The sequence below is a fragment of the Algoriphagus jejuensis genome (genome assembly GCF_039523455.1).
Lineage (GTDB): Bacteria > Bacteroidota > Bacteroidia > Cytophagales > Cyclobacteriaceae > Algoriphagus > Algoriphagus jejuensis.
Map to the genome: position 1 here is coordinate 185,904 of NZ_BAAAFI010000007.1, position 12,995 is coordinate 198,898.

General features: G+C 49.2%; 10 protein-coding genes. 4 read left to right on the forward strand and 6 right to left on the reverse strand.

All coding sequences use genetic code 11. The features are described 5' to 3' along the window. Positions 1-30: 30 nt before the first annotated feature. From ABD031_RS08685 to ABD031_RS08695, 3 genes are all read right to left on the reverse strand, one after another. Positions 31-825, reverse strand: coding sequence for an SDR family NAD(P)-dependent oxidoreductase (locus tag ABD031_RS08685; protein ID WP_343850398.1), 795 nt, complete (start codon positions 823-825; stop codon positions 31-33). A 505-nt stretch (positions 826-1,330) separates the two neighbouring features. Beyond that, entirely contained in the window at positions 1,331-2,410 is a 1,080-nt protein-coding gene (locus ABD031_RS08690) for a sugar phosphate isomerase/epimerase family protein (protein ID WP_343850400.1), read from the reverse strand. An 18-nt stretch (positions 2,411-2,428) separates the two neighbouring features. Next, positions 2,429-4,972: a DUF7133 domain-containing protein gene (locus ABD031_RS08695; protein WP_343850402.1), complete on the reverse strand. Its 2,544-nt coding sequence runs from the start codon at positions 4,970-4,972 to the stop codon at positions 2,429-2,431. A 208-nt stretch (positions 4,973-5,180) separates the two neighbouring features. Here ABD031_RS08695 and ABD031_RS08700 point away from each other — a divergent pair, with 208 nt between their 5' ends. Next, positions 5,181-6,359, forward strand: a complete 1,179-nt coding sequence (locus ABD031_RS08700) for a DEAD/DEAH box helicase (RefSeq protein ID WP_343850404.1) — start codon at positions 5,181-5,183, stop codon at positions 6,357-6,359. Between the two features lie 414 nt (positions 6,360-6,773). Here the strand turns inward: ABD031_RS08700 and ABD031_RS08705 are convergent, their stop codons facing one another. Further along, positions 6,774-8,699 carry an AAA domain-containing protein gene (locus ABD031_RS08705; RefSeq protein WP_343850406.1) on the reverse strand — a complete coding sequence of 642 codons (1,926 nt, stop codon included), beginning with the start codon at positions 8,697-8,699 and terminating at the stop codon, positions 6,774-6,776. Positions 8,700-8,761: 62 nt separating this feature from the next. Between ABD031_RS08705 and ABD031_RS08710 the strand changes: the two genes are divergently transcribed. Both ABD031_RS08710 and ABD031_RS08715 read left to right on the forward strand, forming a co-directional pair. Then, positions 8,762-9,367, forward strand: a complete 606-nt coding sequence (locus ABD031_RS08710) for an acyl carrier protein phosphodiesterase (protein ID WP_343850408.1) — start codon at positions 8,762-8,764, stop codon at positions 9,365-9,367. Continuing rightward, on the forward strand, positions 9,354-9,818 hold the full coding sequence (locus ABD031_RS08715) for a hypothetical protein (RefSeq protein ID WP_343850411.1): 465 nt from the start codon (positions 9,354-9,356) through the stop codon (positions 9,816-9,818). Before ABD031_RS08710 ends, ABD031_RS08715 begins: the two co-directional genes overlap by 14 nt. Here the strand turns inward: ABD031_RS08715 and ABD031_RS08720 are convergent. Both ABD031_RS08720 and ABD031_RS08725 read right to left on the reverse strand, forming a co-directional pair. After that, on the reverse strand, positions 9,797-10,264 hold the full coding sequence (locus ABD031_RS08720) for a methylated-DNA--[protein]-cysteine S-methyltransferase (RefSeq protein ID WP_343850414.1): 468 nt from the start codon (positions 10,262-10,264) through the stop codon (positions 9,797-9,799). The two genes, ABD031_RS08715 and ABD031_RS08720, sit on opposite strands and share 22 nt — an antisense overlap. 238 nt (positions 10,265-10,502) lie before the next feature. Then, positions 10,503-12,059 carry a pyruvate kinase gene (locus tag ABD031_RS08725; protein WP_343850416.1) on the reverse strand — a complete coding sequence of 519 codons (1,557 nt, stop codon included), beginning with the start codon at positions 12,057-12,059 and terminating at the stop codon, positions 10,503-10,505. 133 nt (positions 12,060-12,192) lie between these two features. On the opposite strand from ABD031_RS08725, the gene ABD031_RS08730 reads away from it, so the two are divergent. Further along, positions 12,193-12,921, forward strand: coding sequence for a DUF4397 domain-containing protein (locus tag ABD031_RS08730; protein ID WP_343850418.1), 729 nt, complete (start codon positions 12,193-12,195; stop codon positions 12,919-12,921). Positions 12,922-12,995: the final 74 nt, after the last annotated feature.

Consider the following 12,995-nt stretch of genomic DNA (forward strand, 5'->3'; position numbering starts at 1 on the left):
GCAGGCTCAAAATAACTTTCCTTTCAAGCTTTACCTCGCCGTCCACCCGCCGTCGACCGTCAACATGGAGCCGACCATATAGGTTCCGGCAGCTGAAGCCAAAAAAATTGCGGCTCCCTGGATCTCTTTCAATTCACCCCAGCGGCCCAATGCAGTAGCACCCACAACAAACTTTTTCCCCTCCTCAGTATCCGCAATGGGTAGATTCATCTCAGTCAAAAAAGGTCCCGGACAGATCGCATTCACGGTGACGTTCCATGGTGCAAGCTCCAAGGCCAAGGCTCGGGTCATCTGCACCACAGCTCCTTTGCTGGAGGCATAAGGAGTCCTGTTTGACAGACCTACCACGCCTAGCGTGCTCGCAAGATTGATGATGGCACCGCTCTTTTGCTCCTTCATAAATGGAGTGACTGCCCTACTTGCTAGCCAAGTTCCGGTCACGTTCACATCCATCACCTTGGTAAAATCCTCGTAACTCAGTTCGTCGATCGCGCCTCGGATGTTTATTCCCGCTGAATTGATCAGGATGTCGATGCTTCCAAAGGAGTCCATCGCGAATTTTGCCATGGCCTCCATCGCGGCTTTGTCCACGACATCTGCGGCAAAGGTCATGGCCTTGACACCGTATTGCGCTGCGATTTCTGTAGCTGCTTCATCTCCGTCGGAGGCTTTTCGACTAACCAACAGCACATTTGCTCCGGCAGAGGCCAGTCCCGCAGCCATGGCCAGGCCGAGGCCTTTGGTGCCGCCGGTGATGATGGCGGTTTTGCCTTTGAGCGAAAAAAGTGAGATTCCGGGTAGTTGGGAGAAGTCGAGGGTAGACATGGGAGAGTTATTTTTTTAAGAGTTTCCAATTATTTAAAAGAGTTGCCTGTCGATTCGCAGCGTGACTGATACTATGACTCCGCTTCTGCAGATAAACCAAGTAATATTGACGCTACATAGTTTCTTGTCAATGCATCGATGGACAGCACTCTAAATTATTTTACGCTATTCTTTTTCTCTGTTCTTTTGGCTTGATCCAAAAGAACCAAAAGATCAAGATTTGCCAAAGCTCCAGCCGCACAAGGCCAGACGCCGGCTCGCTGGCAAATCTTCCCACCGCGCCTATCCGATTGTGGTTTGTGCTAGCAGGACGAAATTTAAGTGTTGAACCACAGTATAATGGCTTAAAATACGCCAAGTCTTGTTGTCTATTTTACTTATTTCTAAACTTTCAAGACTTAATTAAACTTGCCCCAAATCTCTCTAATTGTTAGTAATAACCTCTAAAATCTATTACCGAGGTCTTGATACTCAAGTCTTGATACTAGCGTCTTTGAAAGACAAGTTAAGTCAGCAGTTCCTTTTTCGAGTATTCAAGGCACTTCAGCACATTTTCCTCTTCGTAGGCGAGCCGTTGCTCTGCGTTTAGATTTTTCACCTCAGGAAGGGAATTGGGATAGGTATGATCCCGAACCAATCGCAGTGCTTTGGCCAGATCCTGAGCGGCAGGTTGCTCAAAGGTTGCCCAATAGCTTTCCTCCAGGCAGGGGATTTCAAGCGGATCGCGGGTGATCATTTCCAGACTGAAAGTTACTGCAGGATTGAACTTTTGGCACAAACTCACGGCCTCTTTCAGATCGACAATCCCGGTTCCCAAAGGCACCTCTGAAAGCAGAAATCCCTTATCGAAAGCTTTCACACCCATATCCTTCACATGGGTGGAAAAAGCTAAGGGTGCCAAAGTCCGGATCACCTCCATCGGATCTTCCAACAAAGAGACATTATTTCCGAAGTCGAGTGTCACTCCCACCCATTCACTACTAAGGTCTTCGATAATCTGCTTGAGCTCGGCAGCCTTCCAATCCTTGTGATTCTCCACCGCCAACTTCATCTGATGCTTGCGAACAATCGGTTCGGCCAAGCGGATCGATTTCAGGGAGTTTTCCTTGAAAGTCAACCAGTCAGCTTCGGTCTTGAAGGTCTCGTAGCGACGACCACTCAGGCAGGCCGTTCGCAGTATCATTGCACCAGCTTCCTTGGCTGCCAAAAGTTCGGTTTCAAATCGGACTACGTCTTCGGGGTTTTTCGGCAGGCCAATACTTCCTTCCAGATACATTCCGAGCTTTTCGCGCTCGTCCCGGACTTTTTTCCCAAAATCATCCGCCCAACCATTCACGGTCGTCTGAATCCCGCCCGCACCGATGGAATGACAATGGCGCATCAGGTCAATGGCATCTTTAAACCCTGGATAGGTTTGGCTTTCGACCTTGGAACCGTATCGGCTGTAGGAATGCACCACCACACCCATCGGAATGCCTTTTAAACTTTCCGGCAAAGCCGAAAAAGGAAAAGTCAGCGCCGCAGCGGCGAGACTGGTCTTTTTGAAAAACGCTCTCCTGGATTCAAGATGCAATTGTAAGCTCATGGCTTCCTTGGGTTTAGGTCATGGTTTGGGTGCAGCCGCCAGTTTCTCTACGTGTGCTTTCAACTCCGCCTCAGTCCAAGGATACACTCTACCCTGATTGAGAAGACGGGTCGCGCTCACAGTTCGTCCGGTTATCGGCGCGGCGTGGTTTCCCCACTCATTTCGAATATACGTGAGTATGGCCGCAATATCCCCATCTCCCATCGTCGAGTGCGCGGGCATTACAGGGAGAATCTCGGGACTGTCATAGGTTTTGCCAGCCACTTCGATCGGCCCCTCCAGACCGTGTAAAAGGATCAAGCTCAACTGTACTTCGTCTCCGGTCACCCATTCGGACCCAGCCAACGGAGGCCCCATCCGCAATGCACCTTTCCCATTACTGCCGTGACACCCGGCACAGGAGGTTAAAAATTTTGTCCGACCTGCGGCAAATTGCTTCATGGATTGCTCGTCAAGGTATCCAGCCGTCTCCTGTTTTACGGCAGGGTTGTATCCCGGCCAAGAGAAAAGGCGCTTGAGCATTCCGGCGCGGTTTTGATCCAATGGAAAATCAGCTCGCGCAAAAATGGCAGGACTATTCTTCAAAGTAACCTGTCCCGGCTTTTCGGTGTTAGCGGCAATTATCGCCATCCCGTTTAGAATGACGTTTTCCTTCCAGCCAAATTCATTTGCATCCGCTACTGCGAGCAAGCCTGAAATCTCTTCCGGTTTTCCGTTGGTGATGATCGCGTTTGTCAGCATTTCCAGAAAAATCTCCCGGTCGATGGTGCCGGTTTGCCATGACTCAGATGCGATCAACTTTTGCAAAAACAGAAATTCATCCGATTCCAAGCTGCTCATGATCGCATCACGCATCAGCGCAAGTTCCCCGTGATGGTCAAAGATATTGGCAAGTATTGCGGTCTTGGATTCAATCGGAAAAATCTCTGAACTCAGCGCCAACTGAAGTGCAAGCACTTCTGAAACTTGGTCGGGCCAAGTGGAAATGACGGTTTTCAATTGCGCCAAAACTTCAGGATTTTCAGTAGCAGATTTTTCAATTTGTCTCAAAGCTGTGGTTTTCAACAAATCCGAGTCCCCTTGCAGGACCTCCAGCAAAAGCGCCGGATCGACTTTGCGCAGCCCTTCCAAAGTCCAAAGTGCATGAAAACTACCCAGCTCTGATTTTCCGTTTTTCACCACTTCTACCAATCCCGCTATCGTAGTAGGATCGTTTTTTTCTACCAAAAGCCGTTGGGCCATGTCTCGATACCAACCGTCTTCGTGCGATAGATAGCTGATCAACTCAGCACTCGTCGCATCCGAAAGCCTGGCTTGCTTGGAGGGCTTAAAACCCTTTGGCACAATCCTCCAAATCCTGCCCATCTGCACAGGCATGTCCAATCCTCTCTTCATCGTCTGCTCCTTCAGATAGGGGGTCATGTACGATTCGTGCTGGATCATCCCATGATACATATCGACCAGATACATGGCTCCGTCGGGGCCGACTGTCGCATAAACCGGTCGAAATCGCTCGTCTGTGGACGCCAAAAACTCCTTGCCCGGATTGGGGTCATGAGCCTCCACAAGCACGCCCTTGTCCTGTAGCACATTTCGCTTGACCAGGTTACCGGCACTCTCCATCACAAAGACATTTCCCAGATATTCCCTTGGAAAAAGATGACTTCGATAGACTGTCGGCGCACCGGCAGAGGTAAACTCCTGCAGCCGACCCGCAGAATCCAACGTTCCCGGCACGTAGCCCCGATTCACCGCCGGGGTGCTTCGGATGGGAAACACCCGACGATCGATCGTCAAACCATGATCGATTCCGGTGGATGGAGTGTGGTTTTTATTTCGAGAAAGATAATTGGGCGGCACCAAGTCTCCGTGCAGCTGAGACCAGTTGTAGTTGTAAAGCAAGCGGCCATGATCATCCTGTACGATGCCCCACTGTCCGCGAAACTCTGTAGAATCCCGGATCCAGTCGCCATCTTGCAGCCGATACCGTAGGCGGGACTTGGCGCTATAGTACCAGTTGTCCACGTTTCTGGCAAATCCGTTGTCGGAATGCTCTGGGCTTCCATTGGCTGCATAGGTAGAGTCGAGTAAAACCTTTGAGTCAGCCCGGCCGTCACCGTCCAAATCCCGCGTGACCCAAAGCGAATTGTTTTCAGCAATGAGGGCACCGTTTTCGAAAAAGCCTAAGGCCCTCGGCATCACGAGAGAATCTAGGTAAACTGTTCGTTTGTCCATCTCTCCGTCGGCGTCCGTATCCTCCAGGATGGTGACTCGACCCGTCGGCATACTCTCGCCGGAGCCTTCGATGTCAATCATATAATTCAGCATCTCGACCACCCAAAGACGGCCATCTTCGTCAAACTGTATGATTACAGGTGATTCAATCATCGGCTCAGCAGCGACCAGCTGAATTTCAAATCCAGACTCCAGTTGAAAAGTTTTAACTTCCTCGGCCGGAGTTCGGGCGGGGCTATCGGGGGTTTCTGGCGTGGGACCAGGCGATTGGCATGCGAAAGAAATCGATATCAAAATGGCATAGCTCAGCCAAATACTTCGAAACATAGTTACTCGGGAGTTTTGAATTTTGCGAAAGGGAAATCGGTGCATTTACCTTCCAAAGGGCGCCTAAGATGGCCTGAAAATTCCTCATTTACAAGGTGAATTCCAGCACTTGGCGTTTGGCCTATGGTAGGTGACGCGCGATAGGGAGGAGCAGCTTAAAAAAAGCGGCTTTCGGGGAAAGCTGCTAACTTTGTCAAAAATCGCGACTATGAATTTTTCCGAGCTAGGCCTTTCCAAAGAACTGATTACCGCCACCGAGCGAGCAAAATACGAAAGCCCCTACCCGATCCAAGTCGCGGCCATTTCGGCTATTCTCCAACAAAAAGACCTGCTAGGCCTCGCACCGACGGGCTCCGGAAAAACCGCCGCCTACGTCCTGCCGATCCTTCAGCGTTTGTTGTCTAAGAATGCACCAACCGAGCGATTTGTCCCCGTTTTAGTAATCGTACCAACCCGAGAACTTGCCGTGCAGGTGGCAGAGGTAACGGAAAATTTCAGCCGATTTTTACCCCGAACGATCAAATCGATGGCGGTCTTCGGCGGTGTATCCATCAATCCACAGATGATGAAACTACATGGAGTCGAGATCCTGATCGCTACTCCAGGCCGCTTGATTGATCTGATTGGCAGAAAAGCCGTGGGCATTTCCAGGATTCATACGCTGGTTTTGGACGAGGCAGACAAAGTCCTGAATATGGGCTTCCGCGAGGAAGTCGAGCATATCTTGGAGATGTTGCCTGCCAAAAGGCAGAACATCCTCTTTTCCGCAACGATGGATGAGGAAGTGGAAGTGTTGACCAAAAAGCTCCTCAAAGATCCAGTCAAAGTACAGGTAGAAGCTGCCAACTTCACACCAGAGGAAATTGCTCAAAAGGCCTATCGAGTAGAGCCAGAGGAAAAAGGCCCTTTTCTGCGAACTCTAATCAATTCCGGGGATTGGAAACAAATCTTGGTTTTCACCTCATCGATCCGTACGGCTGACAATGTTGTGGGCAAGCTGGTCAAAAACGGTATTGAAGCAATTGCCTTTCACGGAGATAAAAGCCAAGGAGCGAGAACAGAAGCGCTTGCTCGATTCAAATCCGGAAAGACCCGGGTTTTGGTCGCGACGGATCTGGCTGCGAGGGGAATTGATATCCAATTTTTACCCTTGGTGATCAATTACGAGTTGCCGAGATCACCAAAAGACTACATCCATCGCATCGGCCGCACCGGTCGGGCAGGCGCTGAAGGGGAAGCCATTTCACTGATCACGCCTGAGGAAATGCACCACTTCAAAGTGATCCAAAAGAAGATGGGGAAATGGGTGACGTTGCAGCATGCAGAGGATTTTGGAAAGGCAGAGGAGGAAAACCCATCTGAGTCTTCTGACGAATCAATCGCTTAAAAAAAGCCAAGCCTTAGATATGTCGGTCCGGGCGGAGTCGAGGACTACGACTACTGAAGGTATTTCTTGCACTTAACCTACTACTCGCAGCTACAAGATCAGCTTAGGCTTTGCTTTTTTTCTTTGGCCTTTTTTCTTGATAAAAAAGAACGAATCCCGATAGCGAGGCACGAGGGTGAGACAGAGTAGATCGCGTCAACTTAGGTTTCCGCTTCTTAGTTGAGTGTTGCGAGCACTTCCAGCAAATTCGTTTCAAATCCCCCTACCCCCTTTTGATAGAGTGCAGCATTCCAAACTGAATTTAGGAATAGAGGGAGAGTCGCGTCCAACAGCACTTTTACCACTTATAAGTTACTACTCACTACTTACTCAAATTGGAGAACCAGACTCTTGACAGCTCCTTTCGTCTTCCCGCTAAAGAAATTCATACACGCTACTGTACCCCCCTTTCTCTTCAAAATACCGTAGCAGCGCGTCGAAGAATGGATTCTGTGCCAAGGTTCCACTATCTCCGATCAGAATCAATTTTCGCTTGGCGCGGGTCAGCGCCACGTTCATTCGACGGGTATCCGAGAGAAATCCGATCTCACCTTTTTCGTTGGATCTGGTCAAAGAGATCAGCATCAGATCCCGCTCCTGCCCCTGAAATCCATCAACGGTATCGATGGTGATCAAGTCCGAAAAGGCCTTCAAGTTCGGATACTCGAAGGTCTCAAAGATCAGATTTCGCAACAGCCGAACCTGCGCTCCATACGGCGCAATCAATCCGATCGTCCAGTTTTCCTGCTTGAAGCGAGCAATTCCAATCCTTTTGATCGTGTCGTTCAAATACGTGCAGGCAAATCTGGCTTCTTCGGGATTAAAGGTACTGAGGCTCTCGGCCTCCTGCTGATCGGTGTAGCCCGAGCCAGCGGTGTCTATCCATTCCAGTACCGGCTCTTCCGGCGAAAAGGCATGCTCTTTGGTATTCTCGGCGGCCTGCAATTTCCCTTCGTAAAACCAGTCGTTTGAGAAGCCCATGATGTCGGCGGGCATTCGGTATTGGACTTGGAGCATCTGGGCAGTTTGCTGCTGGCGTTGGATGATTTTTTCAAAAAGTGTAACCGAAAGCCCGGCTTTGGCAGCATCGTAAGACTTGATCGTCGGCGGCAGCTGACAGTGATCTCCGGCAAAGACGACCTTTTTTGCTTTCAAGATCGGAATCCAGGTCGCCGCTTCCAAACCCTGAGCCGCCTCATCGATGAACACTACATCGAATACCATTCCCTTCAGGTTGAAGTTGGACGCACCAACAAGCGTACTGGCAAAGACCTGGGTTTTCTGAAAGATATCGGCACGAATGTAATCCTCCAAATGGCTGGCCGTGTCCCGGATTCGGGAAACCTCCTGATACATCAGTTTGCGCTGCATGCGCTCTTCGTGTCCAAAATTTCGCTTGTATTGTTTGGCAAGCTTCAGGTATTCCTCGGTTTCTTTGCGTAGCTTTTTCAGATCCCGATAGCTGTCGTGATTGGCGATCTTTGCGTCCAAGGTCTGACTGAGGATCTTCTCTTCCACCCGGGCGGGATGTCCAAGACGAAGTGTGGTAATATCGACGTCGACCAGCTTCTCCACCAACAGATCCACTGCGGCGTTGCTTGGCGCTGCGACCAAAATGCTCAGGCCTTTCTCCACCGCCTGCCGGATGGCCGCGATCAGCGTGGTGGTCTTACCGGTTCCAGGAGGACCGTGAACCACCGCAAAGTCCTGCGCAGCGGCGATCTTCTGACAGGCTTGATTTTGAGAAAAGTTAAGGCTCGGAAGTTCAACCGGATATTGATCTTTGAAGCCCGGGCTTTTAGCACCCAAGGCAATGTCTCGAAGTTCGGCGATTCTCGGGCTTTCGCCTGCGATGACCTTTTTCAGCGCAAACTCCATCTCCCGATAGCTGGCCTCGTCAAAGAGCAAATCCACACCCAGCCTGCCGTCCTGCATCCAATCGGGGATTTCATCTACCTGCAGCGTGACGACCATCGAATTCCGAAAAACCTGATTGACCACGCCATTGACGCGATTTTCAGAACCTTGATAGCCTTCATGGGTAGAAAAGAACGTCACTGATTTTCCAGAGGAAAAAGCAGAAGGATGGCCTGCATCCACGCGCTCCACATCCACGATCAACCGCTCATCCATTCCGATTTTCGTTTTCTTCAGCTGAATGGGATGCCAGGTTATGCCGGACTTTTTCTTTTCTGCCAGGGAAGCATTGAGAAATTTCTGTTTGTATTGGGTCAAATCTTCCGACCACTCCAACTTGAGAAGTTTGAGACCTTGCTTGAGTTCCTCGATTATATTCGGCATCAATCCTTACTTTAGGGTACAAACTAAGCAAAAGTCTTAGGCTTTGAACTGGAAAAAATCACATGAACTTTCTCGCCCACGCGTATCTCTCTTTTGGTCAGGAGGAAATCCTGGTGGGAAATATGGCTGCCGATTTTGTCAAAGGAAAAGAGATGCAGCGCTATCACGGAGCTGTCAAAATTGGGATTTTGCTGCACAGGGAGATCGATTCATTTACCGATTCGCATCCATTGGTCAGAGCCGGACAGAGCTACCTTAGACCTCGTTTTCGGCATTATTCCACCGTGATCACGGATATTTTCTTTGATTATTTTTTGGGAAAAAACTGGGGACGCTACTCTACAATTCCGCTCGAAAGCTTTGTAGCTCACACCTATGAAATCCTGGATCGCCACTTGGATCAGCTTCCAACAAGATTCGGTGAGATGTTCTACTGGATGAAAAGCCAAAACTGGCTGTATCACTATCGGACAATCGACGGGATGCGAAAATCCCTCAGCGGACTCAGCAGACGTACAACTTTTGACTCCAAGATGGACGAGGCACCGGAAGTCTTACTTGAAAAAGAAGCGGAATTTGAAGTGATTTTCTTCGCATTCTTCCAGGAATTAGAGACTTTTACCCGCCAAAAACTCCTTGAACTCCAGCAAATCCATGGTCATTATTAAGCCGAAAGTCTCCACCTACATTTCCTTAAGTCTCGTTCTTTTGGTTTTGATGTCTGGACTGATATTGCTACTTCGGGATTTTTCCTACAAGGGCTCCTTCGGGCTTTGGTTCTACCTCATCGCGTGTTCGCTGATCACGCTGGTGATCCTGATGCTGCTGGTGAAGATGATGGCGGGTTGGCGGTTTATCTCCGTCGGCAAAGACCAAATTACCGTTCGACTACCGCTTCGCGGTATGACCAAAGTTTATCCCGTTACTGAGATTTTGGCTTGGGAAGAGGAAACTGTCCTGGCAAACAAGAAAGAGTTTCGACAGGTGACGATTGCTTTTTCTGACAAAAATTCAATCTCAGTTTCCAACCATGAACACGAATCCTACACGGAGTTGGTCAGCTATCTGAGGAAAAAAGCCGCGAAGAAGATGGTCCCCTATAAAAAGAGAGTGCCCTGAGAAGGGTGCCCTTCCATTTCTAAAAGCGCTTTTTTCTTGTTGAGGCCTCCTGCGTACCCAGTCAGGGCACCGTCGCTTCCCAGTACCCGATGACAGGGCAACACCACTAAAATTGGATTGGCTCCGATGGCCGCTCCCACTGCACGAATCGCTGCGGGATTACCAATTTTCTGGGCGATTTTCATGTAAGTAGTCGTCTGACCAAAAGGAATATTTGCGATCTCCAGCCAAACCCGATGCTGAAAGTCCGTCCCTCCCAGTCCGATCGGCATGTCAAAGACTTTGCGACTACCCTCAAAGTATTCCTCCAACTGTTGGATCGTACTCATCAGCACCTGATCCAAGACTACTTCGTCCGTTTTTTCATCGGTAAAGCGCAGCTCGGAAAGGCAGCCGTCTCTGGCAGTGATTCGGATATTACCAACTGGAGAAGATATTACGGGCATAAACTGGTTTTTTAGCTTTTTTTTGGATTTGCCAAACTAGTCAAAGGTTACTTGAAAACAGCGCCTTGCCGAGCGATACTGCCACTCTCCTGAAATCAGTCTAATCTCTACTACAAACGCAACAATGTCAAAGTTGGCCTACTGACCTGTGACTTTTTATGCGGAAAATGGTCTACCTGCCGGGAATTTATTCAAATGAAAAACTCAACTCCTTAACACGTAGCTTAATAGTACCAGCTTAGCGCTTTTCAAGAAAGTCGGCGGCGATCTTAAGAGGGCGGAGAGAAAGACGGTTTTTGGTGCGGAAGCCGGCTATCCGCTTGGAGATATCCTGCAGTGTCCGCAGCAGCTCCAAGGTATGGGGGCCTTTGTTGATCATTATGCATTCTGCCGCGGCTGCCCGACCGGCATCGGTAATCTCGGCACGGGAAGCCAAACCGGATTTATGCAGGTTTTCCAGAACCTGAGTTGCCCAGATCACCGGCACATGAGCCGCTTCGCAAAGCCACGAGATTTCCTCCTGAATCTCCACCAAGCGCTCAAATCCGATCTCCACTGCCAAATCTCCTCTCGCAATCATCACACCAAAAACCGGCTCGGCCATTCCTTCTAAGACGAGTTCAGGAAAATTGACCACCGCTTCGTGAGTTTCGATTTTGAGAATCAGGGACGGAATTTCATCCTTAAGCTCCCGCAGTGCAGCTCTAAGGTCAATGATATCCTGTGCTTTTCTCACAAATGAAAACCCGATTGTGTCGGCATAGGCGCAGACGAAAGGGAGGCAGCTGCGATCAAAATCGGTCAGCGAGGGAACCTCCAATATCGAATCAGGAAAGTTCAAACCTTTTTCCGCTTTGATGACAGGCTTCTTGGAAGATATCCGCTCGATTTTCACCAAAGCCCTTCCCGAATCGAGTTTTTCCACTTTTCCAAAAATCAGGCCGTCGTCAATAAATACCCTATCTCCAAGCTTGAGACTGGCTATCACTCCGGGCTCATTGGGACTGATGACAATGTCTCCGTCTCGAAATCCTTTTGCAGAGTCGCATAACCAAATCAAGGAATCGGTCGCAATTTTTACCTTGCCCTTCTTTTTTCCTTTTCCCAATAGCACCGTCCTGATCTTCGGGCCCGCCAGGTCCAAATGGATCTTGCAGGGAATCCCCGTTTCCTTACTCGCCTTCTGGATTTTTTCGATCATCTTAAGCCAAATCACCTCATCGTCATGCGCGCAATTGATCCGGGCGATCCCCATTCCATTTCGTAGGAGATCAGACACGAGCTTTTTCTCTTCCAAAAAAGAAGTGTCGAAGGTAACCATCACCGATGAGGGCCACTCGGCGTGCAGCGCACCAAAGAGCGAAAGGCTACCCTTGGTGATTTTCCGAGCTCCAAACTCCGAAGTGCAGGAATCGAGCTTGTCAAATCGAGCTCCCAAATGTTGGAGCGTCACCTGAATCTGCCGATGAATATGACTTTCTCCGCTCGCCAGCGAAGACAGCCCATTGGCATGCAGCTTATCCTGAAGACTCCGAATGTCCTTTTTCCGAAGGATCAAATACTTCAAAAAGTTGATAGCTGACTTTCGATTTTGCGGATGAATTCGATCCAACAGTAGTGGAAAATCCACCTCAAGGGCAGACATAGTATCTTGAAGCGCCGTCAATTGAGTCTGAATTTGGGCGATGGAATCGGACATGATCAAGTGGGGATTTCCTGCAATTTCTAATTTCCAGCGGTCTTTGCGGGTATCTGAACGCTTCTTTTTAACACCGATTTCCAAAAAAAAAGTCACTAAGCTATCGCTTTGAACCCAAAGCATTTAGCGCCAAACACTCCGAGCACTCGAATTTATTTTGACTCTCTTTGAAGCGAAAACTGCGCTTGAACCGTCTTGGGGTAGAATTTGAAAATATAAACCAATACGTATGAGCTTTCTTACAAAAAGTAAAACAAGCACCCAAAGAGCATTTATGCTAGCCGCCGCCATCTTCGCGGGTTCACTCACCCTGACAAGCTGCATGGACGACATCGAGTCTCCGGATTTGCCGCCAGCGGCCTATGTCTCCATCTTCCAGGGTGCCACCGATGCGCCAGCAATGGACATCTATGCCAACCAAAACCGGGTAAATCAAAACCCGCTCGAATACGCTCAGATTTTGCCATATAGCGCATTTTATCCGGGCACTCGGGATTTCCGATTCTCGGCGTTCAATTCCGCAACTTCTTTGCTTGAAAAAGACTTGGTATTGGCGGCAGATTCTGTCTATTCGATCTTCGTAGCCAATGAAGCGGAGGGAATAGATGCTATCCTGACCAAAGATGTATGGGAAGAGCCTACGGCTGAAAAAGCCCAATTGCGATTCGTACACCTATCCTCCGATGCTGCAAATGTCAATTTGGAAGTTGCCGACAGCGATGTTTCGGTAGCCGAAGGTGTTGCCTTCAAGTCTGTATCCGGATTCATGGAAGTGGAGCCAGGTAACGTCAAATTGGCGGTCAAATCAACCTCAACCGGCGAGACGCTCATCCAATCCGGGACCTTGGAGCTGAAAGGAAACCGGGTATATACGCTGGTTCTTAGAGGAATGCAAGCCGAAACCACAGGTGACAAGAAGCTGGATATTCAACTGGTGACCAATTTTGTGAATTATTAAAGAGGCCTCATTTTTTTAACTCGAATCCCGGAATGCTTCAAGCGTTTCGGGATTTTTTTATTTTTTTCACCGCA